Below are 25,706 nucleotides of genomic sequence, written 5' to 3'. Positions count from 1 at the left end.
TTCTTACAAGTTATATAAACCACCTCTGTATCTTTTTCTTTTCTTTCAGAAATCAATAATATGTTAAAACAACGCCCTTATAATGAGCTTATTTAGCATCATTTTAATAGTTCATAAACAATGAAGACGTTAATTTGTGTTACAAGCATAACTTTTATTCTTTTGCTTCCCTATCAAAAGTTTAACAAAAGATTAACGCTCTTAAACGAAAAAAAGTCTTCACGATGAGGAAAAATCGTGAAGACTAAAAAATAAAATATAACTTTTAAAAAAATAAAAATGATAGCAAATTCTTATTTATAAAGTAATTTTTTTACCGCTTTTACTACGTCGTCAGCATTTGGCAAAAACTCTTTCAAAAGCTCTGAAGAGAAAGGTGCTGGCGTATCAGTGGTAGTAATGCGTTGTACAGGCGCATCGAGATAATCGAAGATGTGCTCTTGTACTTGATAAGTAATTTCAGAAGACACACTGGCAAAAGGCCACGCTTCTTCCAAAATCACTAAGCGATTAGTTTTCTTAACCGATGCGAATACCGTGTCAAAGTCAAGTGGACGTACAGTACGCAAGTCGATGATTTCACACTCAATACCTTCTTTGGCTAAAATATCAGCAGCTTTATGCGCTTCTTTAATAATTTTACCGAAAGAAACGATAGTTACATCAGTACCCGCACGCTTAATATCGGCAACGCCTAATGGAATAGTGTATTCTTCTTCTGGCACTTCACCTTTATCGCCGTACATTTGCTCAGATTCCATAAAGATAACAGGGTCGTTATCACGGATAGCCGACTTCAAGAGTCCTTTCGCATCGTAAGGCGTAGAAGGAACTACTACTTTCAATCCAGGGCAGTTAGCATACCAGTTCTCAAAGGCTTGAGAGTGGGTAGCCGCCAACTGACCAGCAGAAGCGGTAGGACCACGAAAAACGATAGGAATATTAAACTGACCTCCTGACATCTGGCGCATTTTAGCCGCGTTGTTAATGATTTGGTCAATCGCTACTAATGAAAAGTTGAAGGTCATAAACTCTACAATAGGACGGTTACCATTCATAGCAGCTCCTACTGAGATACCTGCAAAACCACCTTCAGCGATAGGAGTATCAATAATACGTTTAGGCCCAAATTCATCGAGCATTCCTTTAGAGGCTTTGTAAGCGCCATTATATTCGGCTACCTCTTCACCCATCAAATAAATAGACTCGTCGCGACGCATTTCTTCACTCATCGCTTCGCAAACGGCTTCTCTAAATTGTATTGTTCTCATTTATATTTATTAAATAAGGTATATAACTAAAATTTCTGTTTTGAAAGCACAAAAGTAATAATAATTATTTAATCTCCTAATTTTTTTACTACTTTTATTTTCTATATATTATTTAAAACGTTATATATCAAATATTTATTATGTTATTTACCTTATCTCTAATCTTACTACTCTCTGGTTAAATCGCCTATAAAAATACGGAATCTTATATAGCATACGGAAGATAAATGGGTAGCGCCCTTGGTCGTACTTACTCATAAAATACTCTTTCGCCACGTGCAACTTAGGGTGCCATTGCTCCATCGCCTCGCTATACTTTTCGCTCCATTGAAATTCAGGGCGCCTGTCTTTATCCATTGCTTTTAGTGTATCGTGGTTCTTAGCGTGCCCTACTAAGGCGTAAGCCAGCATATCGAAGAGAAGAGTAGCCTCAGTAAATGCTTCACAGAGATGTATCATAAAATCTTTTACCTCAAACGGAGGGAAATACATCAGTACCCCCTCAACAATAATGAGTATCGGTTTGTGGTGAGCTTTTACTTTCTCTATCCATTCGGTATCAAAGAGAGACATTTCTAAAAAACTACGTCTTTCACTCTCCTCAAAAAACTGACGCCGGATAGCAATCACCTCAGGCAAATCGAGGTCATACCAATGGGTAAGTTCCGGACAACCCAAACGCTCATAACGAGCATCAAGACCCGTACCCAATTGTATTATTACTGCATCGGGGTGTTGCTCTATAAAAGCACGTGTTTCTTCGTCTATCAGGTGAGCGCGCACACACACGCCTGCTTGGGAGAATTTAGCTTTCTTGAATCGGCTAAAATCATAGTCTATTTTGTTTATAATCTCAGCAGCCTTCTCATCGCGTAACAGCGGTTGAGGTTCTTTATTTTCAGTAGCTTTTGCCCATAAAGTAATGAGCATTGTTTCGGGTATTTTGTTCATAGATGTTAGAGGTTAGAATCAGACCTGTTCGACTCGTTCGACAGGTCTGATTCTAAAAATTAGAACTCGTGAAAGAAAGCGGGGTTTCCAGTAGTGCTAAGCACTTGTTCTACGGTTTCAGTAGCAGGGTTGAAATCGAATAAGCCTCTTTTATCGGTACCGAAAGCGCCAAAGAGTACTCTATCTTTCAGTTTGGTGATGAGAATACTATGTCCGTCAGTAAGCGGAACGCCTCTTATCTGGCTGATAGATTTGTTGTTGAAATTTATGAGTACTGCCATAGCGTTTTTAGCAGTATAGGGGTTTGCGCCACCGAGTTCCACGATACCCACATAAGCTACAGCTTTACCATTGCCTATATACAAACAGTTGTACACGCTAGCAGGCTTGTAATTAGTGCCTGCAATAGGAGTAGTAGAGATATCCCACGATTTGCTACTGTCGAATTCAGTCTTTCCTTTGGGAATACAGAGGAAACCGCATTTAGTATTGTCTTTGGAATATCCAAAATAACCTGCGGTAGCTATATAAAGGTCACCTGCTTCATTGGTAAAGAGCATTCCTTTACATTGTGCCATAGGGCGAGTGGGGAAAGTGAGTTTGGTAGTGGTTTCCGATACTACTTTCTCTACCACATCAGTTTGAGTGTCGATGATAGCCATATCACACTGTTGGTAGTCGGCGTAAGGTTGCCAACCTGCTCCAGGGTTGATTTGGTTGAGACATAGGTAATACTTGCCATCGCGAATAATCCCCATAGCAGGCTCAGGACTACTGTCGCCGTGAGCGTATTGGGCGAGATTGATTTCTCCTGTTTTTTGCATTGTCTGTGGGTTGATAATCCACACCACGCCTTGTGTGTACATAGGTACATAGGCTTTCGTAGCACTTACTTTTTCGAGATGACCTACCATCGAATTAGAAAGCCCTGCGAGATTTGCTCCTTTGGTGAGCTTTTTGGTAGTAGGGTCGTAAGTATATTGGGTGATACCGCCGACACCTTTCATAGTGTCGAAGAGGTAGACACTTTTCCCTTCTACTTGTATCGAAGAGCCAAACTCTATTTGCTCAGCTTTGGAGTTATCAATAGCGATACCTCCCGCCATTTTATGAAAGATTTGAAGGTAAGAACTACCACTCATACCATCAGGGTTTTTGACAGAGGATTCTAATAAGAAATCACCTGTATAAACCACATTACTTGGAGGTATGGGAGCAGGGGTAGGGTTGTCGTCTTTCTTGCAAGACACACTTAGTAGTGCTAATAAGCACGCTGTTATGATTGATTTTTTCATTGTAGTTTATTTTTTTTGATTCATTATTGTTTTTTAAGAGGGTGTTATAGACTTTGACGAATTATGTTAATACGCAAAATTAGCAAACAGCCCGTGTGGCTCGCACTAAAATGCGTGGAAGAAAGTGGGATTCCCTTCGGTGGTGAGCACTTGCTGTACATTGCCATTAGTGGGGTTGTAGCGGAACAACCCTACTTTGTCACTGCCAAAAGCACTTAGAATCACGTCGTTCTCATAAGAACCTATAAACAGACTTTGTGGGTCAGTAAGAGGTACACCTTCTATCTTCTTTATCGTCTTAGCATTGAGGTCTATTAGCACTGCCATTGCCATTTTAGCCGTAAAAGGATTGTCACCATAGAGCTCGGCAATACTCACATAAGCTACTACTTTTCCGCTTCCTATATATTTAGTATTGAGAATAGAAGCGGGTTTGTACTGAGTGCCCTGAATGGTTACTTGCGATAAATCCCACGACTTATTACTATCGAAAGCAGTTTCCGAAACTGTTTTAGCATTGGGGATACAAACAAAACCAAACTTAGGGTGCGCAGGATTGAAACCGTAGAAACCAGGACAAGCGATATAAATATCCTTATTTTCCGTGCTGAACATCATTCCGCGTTCTGAAGGTCGGGTAGGGTAACAAATGCCTGAAGTCTTTTCAGAAACTACCTTTTCTACCTTATCAGTTTGGATATTGATAATTGCTACATCGGCTTGTACATAATCCTCATAAGGCTCGTAGTTTTTCTTTTCTTGTGCCAATGCCAAGTAGAAATAACCGTCTTTTACAACACCTGTTGAAGGCTCTGGGTTGTTATCGGTATGCGCATAAGCACTTAGGTCTATTGATCCTATTTTTTTCATCGTTTGTGGGTTGAGCACGATGATTTGTCCTAAGGCAAAAAGGGGCAGATAAGCTTTGGTATCACTCACTTTCACCAAGGCAGAAGCTTGTGAATTAGCGGGAATAGAAAGCATAGCTCCTGCCACTATCGAATGATTCTTAGGGTTATATTGCCATTTTGTTACTCCTTTTTCGCCAGTGTAATCATCGACAACAAAAATATCATTACCTTCCACTACTATGATAGCGCCAAAAGGAATTTGAGCCCCCTTACTGTTGTTGATGTTCCCTGAAAGGTTTGCAAAGGTTTGCAGATAGCAAGTCCCCGTCGTGCCATCAGCACTTTTGATAGAAGTTTGTAATAGGTACTTTCCGGCTCCTCCATTAGAAGGAATGGGGTTGTTGTTGTCGTCTTTCTTGCAAGACACACCTAGTAGTGCTAATAAGCACGCTGTTATGATTGATTTTTTCATAATATGATATTATATATTTATTAATTACTGGTTTACTACATTTATTGAATATTTTAGATTCGCTTTTAATTTATTGTAGACCCACTGTAGACCCACTGAAAGTATAGTTAAAGTATATTTTTAGTTCGGACGAGAGGGAGTTAGAATATTACTCTTAGCTTCACCCCTCCATTGATTCCCATTAATGGGCGGTTAAATTCTGATAAGGTCTTTTCATTCGTTATATTCCGCACTTTCCCTGAGAGAAATACTTTATTATTCAAGAAACTGTGCTCAAAACCTATATCAATGGTCGTACTGCGCGGAATGCGGCGTTTCTGCAATTGCGTCATTTCAAAATCATAGTAATATTCTTCTACGAAAGCAACATCGGCAAAAAGGCGTGTGTTTTGTCCCGTACCGCCAAAGAGGTTCTCGCGGTGGAACTCCAAGCCTGCATTCGCCATTAAGTATGGTATATTAGGCATACGTTTGTTTTTAGTAGGGTTAGGTACGGTGCTTTCTGGCTCGTAAGCACGTGTATCGCGCAGGTCTTGATAAGTAGTGTTGCCGTATAGATAAAGCGAAGGCAATACATCGGCTTTGGCTTCGAACTCTACCCCAAGAGTACGCATCTCTCCAAAGTTTTGGTATTGTGCCCCTATGAGTCCGGCAGTATAACGTATCATATCTTGCAAATACATATAGAAGAAGTTCATTTCTATCTGAGCATTGGTAGGGTGCTTGCCTGTAAGGTCGAACAGCAAACCGAGGTTAGCGCTGAGGTTACGCTCTGGCAATAAATCAGGACTGGGAATTACAGCTATACCATCGCCTAAGAGCTCCGTTTCCGAAGGAATACGCACCTCATAACCAGCAGAGAGTTTCCCCATTAGCGAAGGCAGGAAGCGGTAACGCATCGCATTATTCACCCCAAAATCGCTCTTGTTTACGTCTACATCGTACTTGCCGGGAACGAAGAGTGGCGCCATTTGGGTGTGCATAGTATACATATAATGGCGTACTGTGAGCGAGTTTAAAAACACGTCGTTAAGCGTACGGAAGTCGTATGTAAGTCCGCTTATCCAACTGCGCATTTGCGAATCGAAATTCACTTGCTTACCCAGGCTCAGGGTCTTTAAGTCGTCTTTGGGCGTACCGTTTGCCATAGAAAACACACTGTTGATATTCAGCGAATGGCGTTCAGTAAGAATGTACTCCAAATTGGTTTTATTAATAAAAGTAAGCTTTTTATCATCAGAGTCCGATGGGTAGTTATAACCTGCCTCACCGCCATAACGCGAAGGGGTAGGGTAGGAGCTACCGTCCCACTCATAGCGACGGGTGGCTTTGTCGATGAAGTTCATTTTGGTAATTACCAATCCGTTGAACATATCGAGGTTTAAGCCTTCTGTGAGGAAATTATCTTTTTCGAGTTTATTAGAAAGCCCAGTCATTAACGACTGACTATGGGCTTCTCGTATATCGTATTCGATACCTTGAATTTCCTTATAGGTTTTGACGAACACGGGTTCTAATTCTACTTCGTCGAACCACCATTTCTTTGCTTTGAAGCTCCCGCCAATGATGAGCTTGCGGTACTTATCGTGATTGCGGGTGATGCGTAATCCTTCTTGAAAAGGAGAATCGAAAGTATAGTTATTATCCGATGAAGTATAGCCTCCACCGATACCGAATACCAATCCGCGCTGTTTGAGGTTGCGTTTGAATACCCCTTGTGCCTTATGGGTGTTGTAACTTTCATATCCATAACTGAGGTCGGCATATTTATCGGGGTATTCGCGAATAACGATATTGATAGCTCCTCCAAGCGATGAGCCCCCGAAGCGTGCTGGTACTACTCCTTTGTAAATCTCAATACGGTCAATCATATCTATGGGGATATCATTGATATCGATATAATCCGTTTGCTCACCTAAGGGCAATTCGTCTATAAAAAAGCCTATGCGTTTGCCTTCTAACCCTCTTACTGAGATACGTGAACTACTGCCTACCCCTCCTGAAGAACGCAAAGTGATACCTACGGTTTTTAGAAGAATGTCCTGCACACTGCTTACCGTACCTCGCAGGTTACTCATATCAATTACCGTTACGGGCATACTCTGCTCTTTCTTTTGGTGAGCGATACTCTTGCCCGAAACAGTTACTCCGCTTATTTCTTCGGCTTGTTCTTTCAGCGATACATCTGAACGTACCTGTCCTTTCACACTGATTTTCTTTCCAAAAGTTTGATAACCGAGGAAACTAAACCACACGGTATAATTCCCTTCGGGCAAGTGTGCCAATCGATATTGACCGCGTGCATCGGTGCTCACACCTTTGTTTAGTTCTTTGATGTAAACATCGGCACCTATTAAAGGTTGGTGAGTTACTTTATCGGTAACCGTACCAATGAGTTCGGCAGTGTTTTGAGCTGATATAGAAAGACTGAAGAGTAGTAGTAAAAGAAAAGTTTTGTTTAACATAGATATTGGTTTTTGCATCTCAAACTTTGGCAAAGTTGAATTACCTAATAATCAGTATTTAATCGCTTGCTAACTGCTAACGACTAAAAAACTAAAAGCTAAAATATTTGGTGGTTTGAAATATGTTATTTACTTTTGTTCTAAACAACAGATTTCAGAGTGCAAAAATACAGCAAAAAGGAAGCACGATTGTTTAATTTCCTTAGCAAAGTTTTACATCTGAATAGCAAATAAAGTGATTAGTTGTTTGTAGCTGGCTGGTGAGGCTGACGGCAAACGGCTTATGAACGTGATAAACGACTGATGAATATGATAAACGAAATAACATTACCTTTGGCAACTAACGAAGAAGAGGTGCAAAATTATTACGAAAGAGTGAATGAACAAATGGGGGTGTTTCAATTGGAACAACAAGCCTTAGGCAATCATACTTACTACCGATGGCAAGTACAAATGAAAGAGGAAGTGACTTTTGTGGGACGTATGGATATCCCCTCAGTGCGTCTTTATTTTGTAACCCGAACCTACAAAGGTATGACAGTGCAGGTAGACGGGCGAGATTGTATCAGTAAGGCGGGGACTCACAATATCTTTTTTGGTAAAGAAGAATGCTTGGGCAAAGACTTGTTGCATAAAGATGATATTATAGAAGTGATTACGGTTGCTATCAGTGCTGAGCAATTTGCGCAAATAGCTACTCAATACCCTGAAACTTTTATGGCGTGGTACCAGCGCTATGAGCGGGGTGGTAACTTTATTCTTTCGCCTGAACAATCACTTCCTACTGACTTTGTTATGCAAACTGTCCTTGACCAACTGCAACACGCTTCTCTTTTGGGCAAGGCAGCACGACCTTATGCCGACCTAAAAGTGCAGGAACTTTTTTTGTTACAATTACATCAATACGAACAGCAACAGCTACAAGTATACCAATACTGCAAAACCCAAACCGACGTGCGGAAGATGTACGAAGTGCGCGACCGCCTTACGGATCAGTTGGACGTTACGCCTTCGATAACTGAATTGGCACGTGCCGTAGGTGTGAACGAAAAGAAGTTGTGTTATGGTTTTAAAGAGGTATTTGGCACTACTGTTTTTGGTTATCTATACGACTATAAAATGGAGTTGGCACAACAATTGCTCCTTCACACCGATAAGAGTATAGGTGAAATCGCCATTACCTGTGGATATGATTATATATCGCATTTTTCGACTGCCTTTAAGAAGAAGTTTGGTAGAAATGCAAAGGAGGTAAGAGATAAGAGGTAAATGTCATATGTCATATGTCATATCCTGAAATAGGTTTATACTAAAAACCATAAAAAGATATGACAATAGGGAGGAAAGAAACAGTTCGGTACAGTGATTGCTTTAAGTTGAGTATCGTAGAAGAGATAGTGCTTAGGGGAGGGTTGCTTGCTGATTATTGAAAAGAATATGGTGTTTAAGTTGCAGAAAGACAACAAACCGGCGGAGAAAAGTTACTTTTGTAACTTAATTGTAATAGTAGTTTCTTGTTAGTTCAGAAATAATTATTACTTTTGTCACTTGTAATTTGTTATACAGGATATGCCATTAGCTTTATTCAATTCTATTACTTCGTGGTTTTTAAAACGCCGTATTGACCAAATACAAGAGTTCGTAGAGCACCCACATAAGGTGCAAGAACGTGTGCTTTTGGAGCTTCTCGATGCTGCCAAAGACACTGAACTCGGCAAACTATATAACTTTGCTGAGGTGAAAAACTATGAGCAATTCAGTAGAAATACACCATTAGTTTCTTATGAAGCCTTTGAGCCTTACGTAGAAAGGGCAAGACGAGGGGAGCGGAATGTGTTTTGGCATACGCCGATAAAATGGTTTGCCAAGAGCAGTGGGACTACTAACGCTAAGAGTAAGTTTATTCCGGTAAGTGAGGAGGCACTGCAATTGTGCCATTACAAATCGGGGAAGGATATGCTGTGCTTATACCTAAATAACAACGAGGATTCGAATCTGTTTAAAGGCAAGAGTTTGCGACTGGGAGGGAGCAAGCAACTGTATGAACAAAACGGTACTTATTTTGGGGATTTATCGGCGATTTTGATTGAAAACCTGCCTTTTTGGGCAGAATGGAGTTGTACCCCCAGCAACAAAGTATCGCTGATGAGTGAATGGGAGAGTAAGTTACAAGCGATTGTCAAAGAAGCGAAAACAGAGAATGTGACTAGTATTGCGGGGGTTCCTTCGTGGATGTTAGTGCTTTTGAATCGGATTTTAGAAGAAACCAAAAAGGAACATCTTTTGGAGTTGTGGCCAAACTTAGAAGTATACTTTCACGGAGGGGTGAGCTTTATACCGTATCGCGAACAGTATAGGCATATTATTCCTTTGGATAGTTTTCGTTATTACGAAATATACAACGCCTCCGAAGGGTTCTTTGCAATTCAAGACCGCAACAATTCGGACGAGATGTTGCTAATGCTCGACTACGGGATTTTCTATGAGTTTATACCGATGGAGACTTTTGGTACTGCAGAACAAAAGGCAATTCCGCTGAGTGAGGTGGAAATAGGGAAGAACTATGCGATGGTGATTACTACCAATGCCGGTTTGTGGCGCTATATGATAGGAGATACGGTAAGGTTTACTTCGGTAGTGCCTTATCGGATTAAGATTACGGGTCGTACCAAGCACTTTATTAATGTATTTGGAGAAGAACTCATCGTAGAGAATGCCGAGCGCGCCTTAGAAAAGGCTTGTGAGCAGACTAATAGTCACTTAATAGACTACACGGTTGCGCCTATATTTATGCAAGACAAGCTGAAAGGAGGGCACGAATGGGTAATAGAGTTTGATGCACCTCCTGAGAGTTTGGAGCAATTTACCGAGATATTAGACCGCGAACTGCAAAAACTTAACTCAGATTACGAAGCTAAACGCTACAACAATATGACGCTGAATATGCCCAAAGTGCACAAGGCTCGCACGGGGCTTTTTCACGACTGGCTCAAACACAAGGATAAGCTTGGTGGGCAAAACAAAGTACCTCGACTCTCGAACAGTAGGGAGTACGTGGAGGAGTTATTAAATTTATAATGAAATTAAAAGAAGAAAGGCTACCCTATTGGGTAGCCTTTCTTCTTTGCTGTAACTTTAAATTATCTTCTTCTTTTGCGAATGAAGATGATGAGACCGACGAAAGCGAGGAGCACTATTCCGCCTATCCAAAGGGCGCTGAGTGATACTTTTTCTTGAGGACTTCCGGCAGAGGTTTCTTCTTTTTTGAGGACTTTTGCATCTTGGGTATTGGCTTGTGCCTGACTGCCTTGGTGCGATTGAGCGAGCTGTTGCTGATACGCTTGGGCATTGGCAGGTGAAGCCTTTTTGCTGATATAATCCTGCAACTTCTTATTTTCAGAAGAGAAATGAGAAGAGCTTACACCGAATTGCTTGGTGAGGTCGGTATGGATATCGGCAAGTTTACTGATTTGGGCATCGGAGGCTTTCCACATACCTTTGCGGGTAGCTTCGAGCATTACAGCAGTTACCTCTTGCAAGGCTGCTACGTTTTCTTTCTTTATAAAATTGGTGATGCCCAGGTGATGTTTATCTTCTATATAAGTGTTATATACCTCATTCCACATTGCATCGTCGATGAGTTCGGGGCGAGTAGCTTCCCAACCGTGCATATTAGTAACGATTTCGGCTATTTGCCCGGCACTTGAAGCCTTACCCTTCATCATTTCTTTGATGTATTTAGGATTGAATATTGTACTGCGAGCTTCGACCCCTACGGCTTCTTTGAGTTCTTGCACGTGCATATTCTTATGGTTGCGATAATCGGCGAGGTAGGCATCGGGGTCTTTGCCGTTCACTTCTTTGATAGCAGCATTCATACCCCCCATAAACTCGTAGACGTGGTCGAGGCTAAGCGCTCCCCAAGTGTTGTTTTGGCGAGGCTGAATGAGCACATCGGCGTTCTTGATAGCGGCGCGGAACATACCTTCTTGGAACTTGCTCCAATTGTCTTTACTGCCGTAGAAAGCGCCCATATTATGCATATAAACCTCAGCGATATCCTTTTGAGTTTCCCACTTATCGCCGGAATTAATCAACTCCTTAGTGCCTGTATCATAACGACCTTGCAAGCCACCAAAGATACGTTCGGTAGAAAGTTCGCGGGCTTCTTTGGGCGATACTCCGGCTTCTACCAATTGTTTTTCGATATCTACACTACCTGCGCTCACTTCATTGGCATATGCTTCCTCAGGAAGAGCTGATACCATTTGAATGGCTTTGGTAAGCAAGAACAAACGAGAAGCTGCTAAATCGCGAAACTGACCTGAGGTTTGAATCACTACATCGATACGAGGGCGACCCAACTCTTCAGAAGGAATGACGCGCACATCGCCTACACGACCAAAGCTATCCCATACGGGTTCAACACCTAACATATACAAAGCTTGGGCGATAGATACACCTTCGGTTTCTATAAATTCAGAACTCCAAAAAGTATAGGCTATTTTCTTGGGATATTCGTGGTGTTTGGTTTGGTATTCACTAATTACATTTTGGGCTAAAGCTACGCCTCTATCCCACGCGAGTTTAGACGGTGTACTTTCGGCATTCACCCCATAGAGGTTATGACCGGTAGGTACACCTTTAGGATTGGCTACTGCATCACCTCCTGAGGAAGGAGGGGTGTAACCACCATTTAGAGCATTGAAGAAAGCCTTTTCTTCTAAACGCGGACTGTTTTGCAAGGCGTCTTTATAGAGCGCTACATTGGTAATGGTTCTTTCGATATCTACCAAGGCACGTGCATAATCTATTTTAGCTTTTTGAGCGTTGAGAGCTGTCAGCTCTTCCTTAGTAAGAGGCTTGCGGTCTTCCTTTTTGGCAGGAGCTTTGATTTTGGTAGGACGACCTACGGCATCAGGTTTCTTAGCAGTAGCCGAAGCTGTGGCTGTTGTGTGAGTAGCAGTAGTGGTTGCTGAAACCGTAGCTTGTTTTTTCATCTGCTGTTGTAAGAAATAAGGCATACCACTTCCTTCTTCTTTAGCCATTGTAGCTTTGGCTTTTTGCAAATCGTCAGCAGAAATATGAGCATAGTTGCAAATCAGTTCAGTAGAAACTGGTTTGCCTGCGAGTATTTGGTTTACTAAGCTCTTAGCAGGGTTTAAATAATGAGTTGTGAAAAAGGCTTTGTGTTTAAGGTCGGCTTCGGTAACTTTACCGTGGTACTTATCTAAGGTAGCCAAACTGTACGCAATAGGGTCGGCACTCATAGCCAAGATGGTAGAATTAATTTTATCAGGAGTATAAGGGACTCCCATTACGTAGTATTCGCCATTAATCTTCTCGGTGGCAATCTCTTCGGCGAAGTTAGCAAGGCGGTCGATTTCGGCTTCGGTATACGGTTTGGAGAGGATACTATCCAAACGCAAATCACGATGTAAGCCCATTGTTACGGCTAACTTTTTGATGTGTAACCCAATGGTTTGTTTATCGATAGGGTTCTTTGCTTTCTGATAAGAAAGAATGGTGTTCTCTAAATTATTGAAGGTATTGCGCATATCGCTTTCGGTAAAAGCAGGGGTAAGATAAGACACAATACTGCCGTACGAACGGCGTTTTGCCATCATCGCTTCGCCTATATTTCCGATAGTATAATAGTAGAAATGTGGTACGGTACCCACACAGATATCTGCCCAATCGTAATCGGAGAGGGCTACTTGTTTATTAGGGGTGAACTCCAATGAGCCGTGCGTACCGAAGTGAATGAGCGCATCGGCTTTGAAGCCGTTTTGTATCCAAAGATATGCCCCCATATAGGCATAAGGAGGGATTTCTTTTACGCCGTGCAACACTTTAAAATCATCATCAGTACTAATAGCGGCAGGAGGTTGAGGCAGAATGGTGATATTACCGAAAGTGAGTTGGGCTACTGCCAGATAATTTTTACCGTCCTTAGAAGTATTGAGGTAAGTGCCCGGTACAGCACCGTTCTTTTCGATTACTTGTTTATAGAGTTTTTCGGGTAAAGTTTTTTTGAGCCAAGCATCTAATTCGTGAGCTTCTACCAAAGCAGGTGCACCTGTACTGATGAACTTTTCGATATCGCCTTTGGCATTGGCTCTATAAGTATTGGCGTGCGTGAGCAGTAGCTGATTGAATTCGGCTTGTGTAGCGGGGAGCGTTCCTACGTTATAACCTTCGTTTTTGAGTTGATGTAAAAAGCGGAATAGTGAAGGTTCGACCTCCAACCCTTGAGCGGCAGCAGGAGTAAGCCCCACACCTTTGAAGTAAACAATCGCCAACTTCTTGTCGGCATTAGGTTTACGTTTTAAATCGGTGAAGTTATGAATAATTTTGGCGAACTTACGGGCGCGGTTCTCGATAGTGTTGAGGAAGTAATAACCTTGTTTGTTTTGTTCTTGGGCAATCACTACATAAGGATAGAGCGCCCCGTCTAACTCGGGCATTACAATGGTTTGCCCCATAAAGCCGCCCGACATACCCATAGGGTCTTTTTCCCAATCGTCTTTCATTGCTAAGACCGATAATCCCGTGAAGAGGGGTACGTTGTGCTCCTTAGCCCAATTGATAAACAGTTCGGGTTGCCCCATCATCATTTGTCCGTGAGGAAAATAGACAATGGCATCGGGATTGATTTCGGTAAGGAAGTCGATGCGTTTTTCTTGAGCGGTGAAAGGATAGACGTTCATACCCTCGTTCTGCAAGGCGTTTATTACCCCATTGAGATGTTCTTTATTTCCGCCAAAAGGCTCGTGTAAGCCTGCTACTATGGCGATGCGAGGAGCTCCTTCTTTATAGAAATTATTCTTCTGAATATACTCTTGATATTCTTTAAGAGAGCTGAAAGAGCGCTCGTCGTCTAAATGAAAGTAGACGTTTTCTTTGCGTTCGATAGGTGGTGCGGGTTCGGTAGCAAACCATTTCTTGTCGATATATTTGCGGACATAACGAACGAGGTTTTGGTAGTTTGCTTTATTGCCACTCATCAGATAGTCGCCTACGTGTTTGAGTTCGGTTTCGTTGAGGCTACTGATATCGTTATCGGGATTGGTAACGGCGAAACTGTGAAAAGGCACGCGGTTAGCAGCATCGATGAGTTGATTGCGCTGTTCGTCGCTAATTTTCAGTCCCATTGCCCATACGAGGACGAAGTCGTAGTTTTTGAGTTTATCGAGTTGGTCGAGGGGGACTTCTTCGATTTTGATAAACTTATCGGAATTAGAAAGGGCGATATTGGACGCCTGATAGCTGATGAAGTTCACCAATGCGATACGGGTGGGGGCGATGTATTTTCGCCATACGAAATAACCTGCTATTACTATAAGGAGCAGGGCAATGATGGATAGAATCTTTTTTTTCATCTTATTTGCTGTGGGTCGTAGCACGACAACAGATTGTTTTATAAATTAGACAAAAAGGTTTTATGTGAACAGGTGAGGCTGTGCCTCAGAAATTAAGCAAAATCAAGGTAATGCTTTGTAAAATGCTTGCTTTTAACGTGAGTTCGATGTAAGAAAAGTGTAGCTTACGCTACAGAAATCTTACAAATCTTTAAAAAAAATCGAGCAAATGAACAGCTTCGCTGTTTTTAAGTCTCGCACAAATTATACGAATAGTCTTTCAATTGACAATTGTGATGTGCACCGATGGGCAATTTAATTAATAGATAGGTTAACATTAATGTAATGAAAACTTGGGTGCAAAGATAAGAAAATTATTTTGAATAATAATAAATAGTGGAAAAAAGGTATTAGGCCATAGGCCTTAGGCACTAGGAATAGCGACGCAAAAGCGATGAGCGGAAAATGAGAGAATGAGGAAATGAGAGAATTGGTAAATGGGGTGTGAGCTACAAGAAAAGTGCCTGCGGAGGTATTGTCAGTTTATTCAAATTTGCCAAAGTTTGAGATGAAAAAGCAATGTGTTGAGGCTGTTAGGAGAATTCGAAAGATATCGGAGAAGAACGGAAGAGAGGAGGAAGGACTTTTGATGGAAAAAGGGTGTGAGGAGGGAGGTCTTAGCTTATAGAGAGCTTATAGGAAGCTTATACGAATCTTGGACGATTGGTATAGAAAGGGTATATAAATAATTGATTAATAATATAATACGACAATGCAAAAAACGGTAAAAACGGGGTTTCGAGGCGAAAGAAAGAGGAAGAGGCAATAGGCCTTAGGGCATAGGCACTAGGAGGGAGTGTGACGGAAAAGCGGAGGAAACCTCCCCCTAGCCCCCTCAATGAGGGGGAACTGTGACGAGTCATTTATTCGGTAAGCCCCCGAACCCCCGAAGGGGGACAAGCTGGGAAAGGTGACAAACTCCCCTTTCTCACATACTCCGCTCTCGCAGGGCACATACCCAGCTGTCGCTGGCTACCTTCAAAAGGGGAATGTTGGGACGGAAAAGGGGGAATGTGGTGACTAATAGGGGAGTGTAAAAGGTTTTGAAGAGGTTGGGAGGAACCAAATGGGCACGAGCTACAAGCTCGCGCTAGCGATAGGGGCTATCTTCAAAGGGGGAGAGTAGCGAAAAAAAGGGAGGTGTGTGGGGACGGAAAATATAGTTAAACCGAAGTTGGGGTATAATAAAAAAGCACTTACAAATGTTTGTAAGTGCTTTTGTTTTGAGGGTGGTCCCAGTTGGGCTCGAACCAACGACCCTCTGATTATGAGTCAGATGCTCTAACCAGCTGAGCTATGAGACCTGTCTGTTTTTAATTAAGACGGTGCAAAAGTAGTATTTAAAAATGAATTGACCAAATTTATAGGGATTTTTTTCGAGAAAAAGGGTAAAAATAAGTGATGAAGGCTTTGGCTATTTGAAGAGAATGTTTTATTTTTGCGCTGTAAAAACAATTCATTACATTGGTAAAACTGAATTATGAAAAGAGTTATTACTTCGCTATTCGTAGCTTTTATTACGCTTTCGGCGTTAGCTCAAGACCGTAAACTGACGGTTGCCGAAGCGGTTTTTCACGCGGTACAAGACCCTTCTTCTGAAATGGGATACCGCTTGCTCTCTCCTGAAACTTTGGATAATTTGCAGTGGATTGAGGGCACTGACCTGTATCTGTACAGCAAAGGTGATACGTATGAGATTTTCAATCCCAAAGGTGAAAAAGTGGGTGCTATTGGCAGTGAGCTCACAATGGGGTTTGAGTGGTTGCAAAGCTACTTGCGGAACAGCGGTTCGTTGCCTCCTATCAACTATATCGGTAAAGAGGAAATGGTTTTAAAAATGGATAATACTTATTACCGTTACAATTACGAGCGCAAGAATGTGCTCAGTAGTATCACACTACCCAAAGGGGCTGAAAACGCTGAATACAATCCTCTTACAAAATCGGTGGCATATACCTTAGATAATAATTTGTATTTGGCTACTGAAAAGAATGAAAAACAAGCGGTTACTGCTTTTACTGATGCGAATATTGTAGCGGGTAAATCGATTCACCGCAACGAATTTGGCATTAATAAAGGCATTTTCTTTTCGCCTAAGGGCAATTATTTAGCTTTCTATCAGAAAGACGAAAGCAAGGTGGCTGATTACCCTTTGGTGGATATTACCACCACTCCTGCTACCTTAAAAGCGATTAAATACCCGATGACAGGTCAGCCGAGCGAGCAGGCAGCAGTAGGGATTTACGATTTCCAAAGCGGGAAGGTTTCTTATTTAGACATCAACACTACCGATGAGCACTTTCTCACGAATTTGGCTTGGAGCCCTGATGAGCGATATATCCTTTTGGCGGAAGTAAACAGAGCGCAGAACCACTTTGCCTTAAACCGTTACGACGCACGTACGGGCAAAAAGGTAAATACAATTTTTGAAGAGCGCAACGCTAAATGGGTAGAGCCCGAAAAGCCAGCTGTGTTCTTGCCGAACAACGCAAATGAGTTTTTATGGCTAAGCGAGCGCGATGGTTTTACAAATGTATACCATTACAATGTGAATGGCAAACTCATTAAGCAAGTTAGCAATTTCCGTTGGGTAGTGCAAGATATTTTAGGTTTCGACGCACAAGGGAAATACGTATTTATCACCGGTACAGGTGCTGACCCACGTGAACAACATTGCTTTAAGATAGAGCTTAAAAACCCTAAAAAGGTGAGTGCTCTTACTCCCGAAGCAGGAACTCATAACGTACAGCTGAGCAGTGACGGGAAATATCTTTTGGATAGCTATAGCAGTATCAGCGTTCCACAAAATATAGACCTTGTAAATACGGATAAAGGCAGTAGACAGCGTTTGCTTACGGCTAAGAATCCGCTGGAAGGTATTGCGGTAGGCACTACTGAGTTTGTAACGCTGAAAGCCGAAGACGGTTCGCCTCTTTACGGTAAATTGCACAAACCTAAGACTTTTGACCCTAACAAAAAGTACCCTGTGCTGATTTATGTATATGGAGGACCACACGCCCAACAGGTGAAAAACGAATGGTTGGCAGATACTTACTTGTGGTTACACGCTTTTGTAGAAAACGAACAGTATATTGTGTTCACCTTAGACAACCGCGGTAGTGAAAACAGAGGTTTTGCTTTTGAGAGTGTAATTCACCGTCGTTTGGGAGAAATAGAGGTAAAAGACCAGCTTAAAGGGGTGGATTATTTGAAGAGTCTGCCTTATGTAGATGGCAATAGGATAGCAGTACACGGATGGAGTTTTGGAGGATTTATGGCTTCGAGCTTGCTCACTCGTCACCCTGAAATATTCAGAACTGCTGTGGCAGGAGGGGCTGTAACCGATTGGAAGTATTACGAAGTGATGTATGGCGAGCGCTATATGGATACCCCACAAGAAAACCCAGAGGGTTACGAGAATAGCCGAGTGGGCAAATACCTCACGAACTTGAAGCGCCCACTACTATTTATTCACGGCAGTGTAGACGATGTAGTAGTACCTCAGCACCTGATGAGTATTACACGTGAGTCTATCAAGAAAAACGACTTTATAGAGTTATTTATCTACCCGATGCACGCACACGGTGTACGGGGTACTGACCATATCAATCTTACAGAAAGAATTATTGATTATGTGAAGAAACACAATCAGTAGTTATCAGAGGATAAGCGAAGGGCTGTCGGCATTGCCGACAGCCCTTCGCTGTTTTTTTATGCTCTTTAAGAGTTGGCTATAAGTCTTTCTAAAGCCATTCCTCTTGAACCTTTGATGAGTATTAGGTTGTCTTGAAAAGAAAGCTTCTTAAAGACTTCTCGGAATTCCTCAAAGGTTTCATACTGCGGATAAGGCGCTTTAGTTTGTTTAAAATTCTTTCCGATGAGGTAGACCCCTGCCCATTGGTGTTCTGTGAGTTTATCGACAATGCTTTGATGCTCCTGAGTAGCGTAATCGCCAAGCTCAAACATATCGCCGAGAATAAGCACTTTATTAGGGAAGCTTTTCATAGAAAGAAGATTGTCGATAGCAGCAGTCATACTGCTAGGATTGGCATTATAGGCGTCGAGCAAAACAGTATTACTACCCCATTGCAATAGCTGACTGCGATTGTTTTGAGGAATATAGCTCTCTATGCCCTTCTGAATAGCCTTTGTAGAGAGTTTGAAGTAACGCCCAAAAGCTACCGAAGCAGCAATATTAGTGAAGTTATAGCTTCCTACCAGATGAGAAGTTGCGACAGTGGGAGCATCAGTAAAGCCCTCTATATTGGCTGGGAATCCTTCTGTGGTGGTTTGTAGGGACGAGTCAGTAAACTGTATTTTCACGGGTTGAGTGCTGAGACATTGCACAGAGACGTTTACCCCTTCGCCTACTCCAAAACTGTACACATTGTTATAGTTTTCCAAAAGTGCTTCGGTGATAGGATTATCGGCATTGGCAATAATGGTTTTATGGTGTGTTTTGAGGTAATCATAGAGCTCTCCTTTGGTTTTTATCACGCCTTCGAAAGAACCAAAGCCTTCTAAATGCGCTTTACCAATACTGGTAATATAGCCGTAGTCGGGTTCAGCAATAGAACATAGGAAGGCAATTTCACCTGGGTGATTGGCACCCATCTCCACAATAGCAATATCGGTTTCTGGTTTAATTGTGAGCAAAGTGAGAGGTACTCCTATATTGTTGTTTAGGTTGCCTTGTGTAGCTACTATGTTCAGTTGTTGTGATAATACCGACTTAATAAGCTCCTTTGTGGTGGTTTTCCCATTGCTACCGGTAATACCAATAACAAGTGTTTTTAGCTTCCTGCGGTGATAAGTAGCGAGCTGTTGGAGTGTAGTGAGGACATCGTCTACCAAAAGTGTTTTATCGGCGATGTGATAAGCAGGGTCATCAATTACTGCATAGCAGGCTCCTTTGGCAAGAGCTTCTTGAGCAAAGGTGTTGCCGTTAAACGAAGTTCCTTTCAAGGCAAAGTAAATACTATTAGGTGTTATATTGCGGGTATCAGTACTTACGCCCGCTGAAGTTATATATCTTTGATAAAGCTCTTCTATCATAAACTATTAGTTCTTTTATAATGCAAAACTACAGCGTTTTTTTGAGTTAAGCAAATTGTTTCTCTTACTTTCTGTAAAAAAAGAAAAGAGCCCTCTTGAAAAGTTCAAGAAGACTCTTTGCCTATGAAATATTTTATGGTTTTTATCCTTTAGGAGTTTTATGGTTCTTTTTGGCTTTTGAACCTACACGGCTCATAGCGTTACGGAACCCTATATAATCAGTAGCGATGTACTGAGGTAAGAAACGACGTTGTGCTGGGTCAAGCCAATAAGCACGGTCTCTCCAAGAACCTCCTTTGTATACGCGTACTTCGTCGTCGATAAGTGAAGTACGGTCGTTAGAAGTATCATAGCCCTTACCGCTGATATCGCTACCTGGTCTTTTAGGACGAGGAGCATTGTACATTGAGTTTGTATACTCTGAACCTTCTGCCATCAAGTCATTTTGGTTGCGATAGTTGCGTGTAGATGATTTATCGCCATCGTGATAACTGCGGTTATCGGAGTGTGTAAAGTTATAACGCAAGTAGGTTTCGTTTGAGTCGATAGGAACAGTAGCAAGATTTCCTGGCAAATTACGAGCGATAATTTTACCGTTCATCAAAGTATCATACTTCACATTCTCAGGAGTTACTACTATTTGTTTTCCGTCTTCACCAATAGCGTGTTTCATATACACGTTACCGCGGTAATAGTTGAAATCTGTTATTTCATCATCAACAATAGGACGATAAACATCAGCTACCCACTCGGCTACGTTACCTGCCATATCATACAAACCAAAGTCATTAGGTGGGTAAGTTTTAACTGCTACAGTAATATCACCTTTATCATCTGACCAACCTGCTAATCCGCCGTAGTCACCTTTACCTTGTTTAAAGTTAGCTAAGAGGTCTCCACGAGTTCTACGTTTGGTAGAACGAGTGTATTGGCTATCCCAAGGGTATTTCTTTCTACCTTGCAATGAGTTATATTCACGAATACCACCCAAAGATTTGGCAGCGTATTCCCACTCTACTTCAGAAGGCAAACGATACTCAGGCAATAAAATACCGCTAGTTTGTTTAGCATAAGTTGCTTCTCCTTCTTTATTAGTTTTCTTACCCCCCATTTCACCAGCTATCTTACCTCCGTAAGTTTGTGATGGAGCGTTTAGGTAAGTATCGGTACTAAATGTGCTAGTAGCATCTACTTGGTAACGAGCATCTTTTGCAAGATAACCATCACGTTCCAAGATTGCCTCGTTCACACGGTCAGTGCGCCAAGAACTAAACTGTACTGCTTGTACCCAGTTTACCCCTACTACAGGATACTCAGCATAAGCAGGGTGACGCAAGTAATTGCTAACCATTGCTTCATTAGCACTTAGAGGGCTTCTCCATACTAAGGTATCAGGAAGGGCACCTATATATATATTCCTATATTGCTCTTCATCTGGTGGGAAGACACGTTTTAACCAATCGAGGTATTCCATATACATCTTGTTGGTTACCTCTGTTTCGTCCATATAAAAAGACTGTACGTGTTGTTGGGTAGGTGTGTTATTCCAGTCGTGCATTATGTCGTCTTCCACCTGACCCATAGTGAAGGTACCTCCCTCAATGAGCACAAGACCAGGACCTGTCTCTTGGTCTTTAAAATCTGTATTGTATTGAAAACCACCTTCTTTCGCGTTGATTTTCCAACCTGTCGCACTCGATGTGTTCTTATCAGTCTTCTTGCCACAACCTGCGAGCAACAATCCTGCTAAGGCCATATAAACAGGTACTTTTAATAAATTTCTTTTCATAGTAAAAACACTTGTTAGCATAAAAATTCGGGCGCAAGATACTACTTTTTTTTAATGTAGTATCATCTTTTCTCAATTTTAACTATATATTAATATTCTATTTTTTGTGTATTTTTTATATATGTTTGATTTATAGTTTTATACACTCTATTCTCTCCTTCTCTTGTTTCTTATATTTCCTCTTCTCCCACCCTATTTTTTAACAATTCTTTAAGTATTTTGTTTATAACATTTGGTTCTTATCAGCTAAAAAAACCAATAACAACGACAAAAAGAACGCTATAATAGGTGCTATCATCCACATCGCAAAGAATCGCTTTACTTGAGTCTTGCGAAAAATATTCTTATGTCCCATCTTCGCTACGCCTATTCCTAAGATAGCCGCCACATTCACTTGTACCAATGAGGTGGGTATTCCTTTTACAACCGAAGCCAGCAACAACAAGCTCCCCGATATAAATGCGATAATCACCGCTTCAAACTTCCCAAAAAGTATTATTTCCTTCCCTGTATTCTTCAGTATCTTATGCCCAAAAAGCGAAGCGCCAATGCCAAAACACGGAGCTACCACCAAGGTAGCCAACATCAAGATAACAATATGGTCGCTCTCGCGAATGTGTAGCTCATTAATCGTCATTGTATACAAAGGTCCCGTCGCATTAGCTACGTTGTTAGAGCCTATCGCAAACGATACATACAAAGCCATTATCACCAACGCCACATCCCAAATACGCTTCTTGTTCTCATTCTGCGCCCGCTGTATCGTCAGCCCTCGCCTGCGCATCGGCTGGTAAATGTATTTCCCCGCGAAATAACTCAGAAAATAAGCAATCACAGGCAATATAAACCACGCAGGTATAATCTCCATAAATAGCCTATTCGTGTCTAACTTCTCAAAATACAACGCTGGTGCCGCTAAGGCTAATACTGCTGCCTGACTGGTCGACTGCGGTATCCCGGAAATGTTCGAAATAAGCATCGTTACCGCTATCGAAAATAAGGCTATCGATACCACCGTAAAATCCAAATACTCCGAGGGTAATATGCCACTCCCCATTGTACCTGCCGTTTTCTTCCCTGCCAAAAACGCCCCTACAAACACCATTATCCCAAATAACCCCGGGATAACAGTCTTTCTAATCACATTAGCGCCATAGCTTGCCGAGAACGCAGGAGCGGTACCACTACCTCCCATCGTAATGGCTACTGCCATTGCAATGAGAAACGGAATAAGTAATTGGCTGTATATGGGTGTCATTCTTTATATCAGTTTTTCTCCGCAAAAGTATAAAATCTTTTTTAAATAACAATACTTTTTCTGCAAAAAAAAAGCCCGATATTACTATCGGACTTTTCCATTAACCAACCAAAACTTTAAATTATGAAAACTATTATTTGAAGTTTTACAATGAGCTACCACCCTCATTGCGTCGGCAAAGGTACGGCGTTTTTTTAAACTACCAAAATAATTCCAGAGTTTAACAAAACTTTAACGTACCTATAATGTCTTTATCACTGATTATCAGCGTTTAGTATCTTTCTTTTGTTTCTTCTCCAATTTATTTATCTCCGCAAGTTCTGCCTCTGTAAGTTTCCTAAATGTATACTCATACGTTCCTTCATTATCGTCATCATCTTTATCTATAAATGAAATGACAAGCCTATTTCCTCTTACAAAAAAGTTCTCAGGAGTATCGCCTTTTGTAGTAATCGTACCATTAGAAGCAGTATAAGGCACCGCTCTGCCTTTTTCAAACTCACAACGATTAGTATTACTATTGAAGCCAAACTCATAATTAGTTACTGTATTGGCAGTGTAAATGCTTACTTGTTTATCTTCACAGGGTTCTTTTTCGATAGGTTGTCCATTAAAGGTAGCTTTTTCTATCTGCCACGCCCCTATGAGTGCTTTTGGGTCGGTAGTTTTTTCAGGAACTTTATACTTCATCGCTCTAAGGGCTGTCAATTCTTTTTCGCTGATTTTCTTATAGGTATATGAAAAAGAACGCATTTTTCCTTGTTCATCTAATCCAGTTCCGTTTATCTCAAATTTAGTTTCAGTCACAGTAAAAGTAACTGTCTTACCTTCACGTGTAATAGTTGTCCCCGATATAGTATAGGGTTTTATTTCTTGTTTTTTATAGGTACAATTATATTCATCATACTTTTTAAAGATAAGCTCTTCTACTGTGCTTTCAGTAAAAATAACAGCATCTTTTAAAGAGCACTCCGAAAGCTCTAACTTCTCACCATCAAGAGTTGCCGATTCCACTTGCCACGCCCCTATCAGTTGTTTTTTGTAATCAGGAGCTTTATACTCCATCGTTCTAAGGGCTGTCAATTCTTTTTCGGTAATTCTTTTATAGGTAGTGGTAGAAGGCTTTTTGTTTCCTTGTACATCTGTATAGACTCCCTCTATCACAAGTTTACCCTCAGTAATGGTAAAAGTGATAATTCCATCTTTGGTTGTAAAGGTGTTTCCCGAAAGAGTGTAAGTCAAAAGGTCTTGTTTCTCATAAGAGCAATTACCATTTCTCTTCTTAAACGAAAGACGTTCCATTGTCTTTTCAGTAAAAACAATCGTTTCTTTTAGTGTACATTCTGAAACCGCCTTCGGTTTCCCGTCTATGGTAGACGATTCCATTTGCCACGCTCCTATCAGTTCGGCAGTTTTCTGTGGAGGCTCAGGCGTTTTATCATCTTTGCTTCCGCAAGACGAAATCATTGTGGCAAGGGCAACAAATGCCCCAAATAAAAATTTCTTCATATGTGTTAGTATTTTTAGTTTGAGGGCGCAAAACTATAAAATTAATTTATCTTCACCAAAAAATCGTCATAACACCCCACCTCCGAGTTCCTCCTAACCCCTCCAAAACCTTTTACAACCCCCTATTGGTCACCACATTCCCCCTTTGAAGGTAGCCAGCGACAGCTGGGTATGTGCACCGCGAGAGCGGAGTATGTGAGAAGGGAGAGGTTTGTCTCCTTTTCCAGCTTGTTCCCCTTCGGGGGTTCGGGGGCTTACCGAATAAATGACTCGTCACAGTTCCCCCTCTCCGAGAGGTTTCTTTCGCTTTTCCGTCACTACATTCCCCCTCATTGAGGAAGTCCGCGACAGCTGGGTATGTGTAAAAGGGGAGGTTTCCTCCGCTTTTCCGTCACACTCCCTCCTAGTGCCTATGCCCTAAGGCCTAGTGCCTCTTCCTCTTTCTTTCGCCTCGAAACCCCGTTTTTACCATTTTTTGCATCGTTGTATTATGTTATGAGTCAACTACTTATATACCCTTCCTATACCAATCGTCCAAGATTCGTATAAGCTTCCTATAAGCTCTCTATAAGCTACCCCCACTCTCCTTATACCCTTTTTTCACCAAAATCTCTCCCTCTCCTCTTTTGAATCTCTCTGTTTTCTTTCGAATTCTCCTAACAGCCTCAACACATTGCTTTTTCATCTCAAACTTTGGCAAAGTTTTAAACTTTGCCAAAGTTGATGTTTCAAAAAGCTACTTTACAAGGCGCAGCCTTGATTTTGTTTAAATTTTGTTTGATTTCTGAGGCACAGCCTCATTCCCCTAACACAACCTCGCACCCCATTTCCTCATTTCCTCATTCTCTCATTTTCCACTCATCGTTTTTGCATCGCAATTCCTAGTGCCTATTGCCTATGACCTAAAGCCTCACATCTAAAAACCTAAAATAATTTTGTCAATTCAATAAAAGATTGTAATTTTGCTTGTCTAAAAATATATTTTGATAATACAAACGCTTATATGACCATTACCTTAGCCTCACTGAAAATAGGACAAAGCGCTGTCATTGCAGGATTTACCCCTGAAAGCCGACAAGAAGTAAGGCAACGCTTGCTCGACTTAGGTTTCGTACGCGGGTCAAAAATCAAGATAGAAAACGTCAGTCCTCTATCCGACCCCGTTGCTTATAGCATTCACAACACCCAAATCGCCCTCCGTAAAACCGATGCCCTCTGTGTGCTGATTCAGGTGGCAGGGGATAGGGGTTAGGTGTCAGGTGTGCTACACTTTACCAAAGTTTTTGTCTGTGTGGCTCGCACCTTTGGCAAAGTTGATAATCCTTGTAAATAAGAAAAAATAAATATAAACAAATCAAACAAGCGTTCG

General features: G+C 41.5%; 15 protein-coding genes, 1 tRNA gene and 1 pseudogene. 5 read left to right on the top strand and 12 right to left on the bottom strand.

Going from position 1 to position 25,706, the window contains the following annotated elements; all coding sequences use genetic code 11:
* Positions 1 to 293 precede the first annotated feature (293 nt).
* From HMPREF1528_RS01075 to HMPREF1528_RS01055, 5 genes are all read right to left on the bottom strand, one after another.
* Positions 294 to 1,271: a pyruvate dehydrogenase complex E1 component subunit beta gene (locus HMPREF1528_RS01075; protein WP_016478275.1), complete on the bottom strand. Its 978-nt coding sequence runs from the start codon at positions 1,269 to 1,271 to the stop codon at positions 294 to 296.
* Between the two features lie 147 nt (positions 1,272 to 1,418).
* The gene (locus tag HMPREF1528_RS01070) at positions 1,419 to 2,222 is read right to left on the bottom strand and encodes a class I SAM-dependent methyltransferase (RefSeq protein WP_016478274.1); all 804 of its coding nucleotides are present in this window, start codon (positions 2,220 to 2,222) and stop codon (positions 1,419 to 1,421) included.
* Between the two features lie 59 nt (positions 2,223 to 2,281).
* A complete protein-coding gene (locus HMPREF1528_RS01065) occupies positions 2,282 to 3,517 on the bottom strand; it encodes a hypothetical protein (protein WP_016478273.1) in 1,236 nt (411 codons plus the stop codon).
* A 105-nt stretch (positions 3,518 to 3,622) separates the two neighbouring features.
* On the bottom strand, positions 3,623 to 4,840 hold the full coding sequence (locus tag HMPREF1528_RS01060; protein WP_016478272.1) for a hypothetical protein: 1,218 nt from the start codon (positions 4,838 to 4,840) through the stop codon (positions 3,623 to 3,625).
* Positions 4,841 to 4,980: 140 nt separating this feature from the next.
* On the bottom strand, positions 4,981 to 7,305 hold the full coding sequence (locus HMPREF1528_RS01055) for a TonB-dependent receptor (RefSeq protein ID WP_034567742.1): 2,325 nt from the start codon (positions 7,303 to 7,305) through the stop codon (positions 4,981 to 4,983).
* Between the two features lie 303 nt (positions 7,306 to 7,608).
* Between HMPREF1528_RS01055 and HMPREF1528_RS01050 the strand changes: the two genes are divergently transcribed.
* Positions 7,609 to 8,574: a helix-turn-helix domain-containing protein gene (locus tag HMPREF1528_RS01050; protein WP_016478270.1), complete on the top strand. Its 966-nt coding sequence runs from the start codon at positions 7,609 to 7,611 to the stop codon at positions 8,572 to 8,574.
* Between the two features lie 300 nt (positions 8,575 to 8,874).
* Positions 8,875 to 10,383 carry a GH3 auxin-responsive promoter family protein gene (locus tag HMPREF1528_RS01045; protein WP_016478269.1) on the top strand — a complete coding sequence of 503 codons (1,509 nt, stop codon included), beginning with the start codon at positions 8,875 to 8,877 and terminating at the stop codon, positions 10,381 to 10,383.
* A 62-nt stretch (positions 10,384 to 10,445) separates the two neighbouring features.
* Here HMPREF1528_RS01045 and HMPREF1528_RS01040 read toward each other — a convergent pair whose 3' ends face one another.
* Positions 10,446 to 14,687 (bottom strand): cobaltochelatase subunit CobN, encoded by a 4,242-nt coding sequence (locus tag HMPREF1528_RS01040; protein WP_016478268.1) that lies wholly within the window; start codon positions 14,685 to 14,687, stop codon positions 10,446 to 10,448.
* A gap of 900 nt (positions 14,688 to 15,587) precedes the next feature.
* On the opposite strand from HMPREF1528_RS01040, the pseudogene HMPREF1528_RS12825 reads away from it, so the two are divergent.
* A pseudogene (locus HMPREF1528_RS12825) lies at positions 15,588 to 15,763 on the top strand (phosphinothricin acetyltransferase).
* 193 nt (positions 15,764 to 15,956) lie between these two features.
* Here HMPREF1528_RS12825 and HMPREF1528_RS01030 read toward each other — a convergent pair.
* Positions 15,957 to 16,030: transfer RNA gene (locus tag HMPREF1528_RS01030), tRNA-Ile, on the bottom strand.
* Between the two features lie 176 nt (positions 16,031 to 16,206).
* Here HMPREF1528_RS01030 and HMPREF1528_RS01025 point away from each other — a divergent pair.
* Positions 16,207 to 18,381, top strand: a complete 2,175-nt coding sequence (locus HMPREF1528_RS01025; RefSeq protein WP_016478267.1) for a S9 family peptidase — start codon at positions 16,207 to 16,209, stop codon at positions 18,379 to 18,381.
* Positions 18,382 to 18,446: 65 nt separating this feature from the next.
* Here HMPREF1528_RS01025 and HMPREF1528_RS01020 read toward each other — a convergent pair whose 3' ends face one another.
* The 5 genes from HMPREF1528_RS01020 to HMPREF1528_RS13115 form a co-directional block, all read right to left on the bottom strand.
* Positions 18,447 to 19,781: a UDP-N-acetylmuramoyl-tripeptide--D-alanyl-D-alanine ligase gene (locus HMPREF1528_RS01020; protein WP_016478266.1), complete on the bottom strand. Its 1,335-nt coding sequence runs from the start codon at positions 19,779 to 19,781 to the stop codon at positions 18,447 to 18,449.
* Positions 19,782 to 19,923: 142 nt separating this feature from the next.
* Positions 19,924 to 21,591 carry a gliding motility lipoprotein GldJ gene (gldJ, locus tag HMPREF1528_RS01015; RefSeq protein WP_009420001.1) on the bottom strand — a complete coding sequence of 556 codons (1,668 nt, stop codon included), beginning with the start codon at positions 21,589 to 21,591 and terminating at the stop codon, positions 19,924 to 19,926.
* Positions 21,592 to 21,793: 202 nt separating this feature from the next.
* A complete protein-coding gene (locus tag HMPREF1528_RS01010; protein ID WP_016478265.1) occupies positions 21,794 to 22,828 on the bottom strand; it encodes an inorganic phosphate transporter in 1,035 nt (344 codons plus the stop codon).
* A 264-nt stretch (positions 22,829 to 23,092) separates the two neighbouring features.
* A complete protein-coding gene (locus tag HMPREF1528_RS01005) occupies positions 23,093 to 24,337 on the bottom strand; it encodes a lipocalin family protein (RefSeq protein WP_016478264.1) in 1,245 nt (414 codons plus the stop codon).
* A gap of 129 nt (positions 24,338 to 24,466) precedes the next feature.
* Positions 24,467 to 24,604: a phosphinothricin acetyltransferase gene (locus tag HMPREF1528_RS13115; protein ID WP_316928362.1), complete on the bottom strand. Its 138-nt coding sequence runs from the start codon at positions 24,602 to 24,604 to the stop codon at positions 24,467 to 24,469.
* 736 nt (positions 24,605 to 25,340) lie between these two features.
* On the opposite strand from HMPREF1528_RS13115, the gene HMPREF1528_RS00995 reads away from it, so the two are divergent.
* Positions 25,341 to 25,589, top strand: coding sequence for a ferrous iron transport protein A (locus HMPREF1528_RS00995; protein WP_016478263.1), 249 nt, complete (start codon positions 25,341 to 25,343; stop codon positions 25,587 to 25,589).
* Positions 25,590 to 25,706 lie beyond the last annotated feature (117 nt).

Origin of the sequence: Capnocytophaga sp. oral taxon 336 str. F0502 (genome assembly GCF_000411575.1) — a bacterium.
Taxonomy (GTDB): domain Bacteria; phylum Bacteroidota; class Bacteroidia; order Flavobacteriales; family Flavobacteriaceae; genus Capnocytophaga; species Capnocytophaga ochracea.
Note: the sequence above shows the minus strand (reverse complement) of the source record. Positions and strands in the feature narration are given on the sequence as shown.

Excerpts from the sequence above, each read along its gene's own strand:
- HMPREF1528_RS01055 (WP_034567742.1), bottom strand. The coding sequence starts at position 7,305 with ATGTTAAACAAAACTTTTCTTTTACTACTACTCTTCAGTCTTTCTATA.
- HMPREF1528_RS01005 (WP_016478264.1), bottom strand. The coding sequence starts at position 24,337 with ATGAAGAAATTTTTATTTGGGGCATTTGTTGCCCTTGCCACAATGATT.
- HMPREF1528_RS01070 (WP_016478274.1), bottom strand. The coding sequence starts at position 2,222 with ATGAACAAAATACCCGAAACAATGCTCATTACTTTATGGGCAAAAGCT.
- HMPREF1528_RS01060 (WP_016478272.1), bottom strand. The coding sequence starts at position 4,840 with ATGAAAAAATCAATCATAACAGCGTGCTTATTAGCACTACTAGGTGTG.
- HMPREF1528_RS01045 (WP_016478269.1), top strand. The coding sequence starts at position 8,875 with ATGCCATTAGCTTTATTCAATTCTATTACTTCGTGGTTTTTAAAACGC.
- HMPREF1528_RS01050 (WP_016478270.1), top strand. The coding sequence starts at position 7,609 with ATGAATATGATAAACGAAATAACATTACCTTTGGCAACTAACGAAGAA.
- HMPREF1528_RS01010 (WP_016478265.1), bottom strand. The coding sequence starts at position 22,828 with ATGACACCCATATACAGCCAATTACTTATTCCGTTTCTCATTGCAATG.
- HMPREF1528_RS00995 (WP_016478263.1), top strand. The coding sequence starts at position 25,341 with ATGACCATTACCTTAGCCTCACTGAAAATAGGACAAAGCGCTGTCATT.
- gldJ (WP_009420001.1), bottom strand. The coding sequence starts at position 21,591 with ATGCTAACAAGTGTTTTTACTATGAAAAGAAATTTATTAAAAGTACCT.
- HMPREF1528_RS01020 (WP_016478266.1), bottom strand. The coding sequence starts at position 19,781 with ATGATAGAAGAGCTTTATCAAAGATATATAACTTCAGCGGGCGTAAGT.
- HMPREF1528_RS01025 (WP_016478267.1), top strand. The coding sequence starts at position 16,207 with ATGAAAAGAGTTATTACTTCGCTATTCGTAGCTTTTATTACGCTTTCG.
- HMPREF1528_RS01065 (WP_016478273.1), bottom strand. The coding sequence starts at position 3,517 with ATGAAAAAATCAATCATAACAGCGTGCTTATTAGCACTACTAAGTGTG.
- HMPREF1528_RS01040 (WP_016478268.1), bottom strand. The coding sequence starts at position 14,687 with ATGAAAAAAAAGATTCTATCCATCATTGCCCTGCTCCTTATAGTAATA.
- HMPREF1528_RS01075 (WP_016478275.1), bottom strand. The coding sequence starts at position 1,271 with ATGAGAACAATACAATTTAGAGAAGCCGTTTGCGAAGCGATGAGTGAA.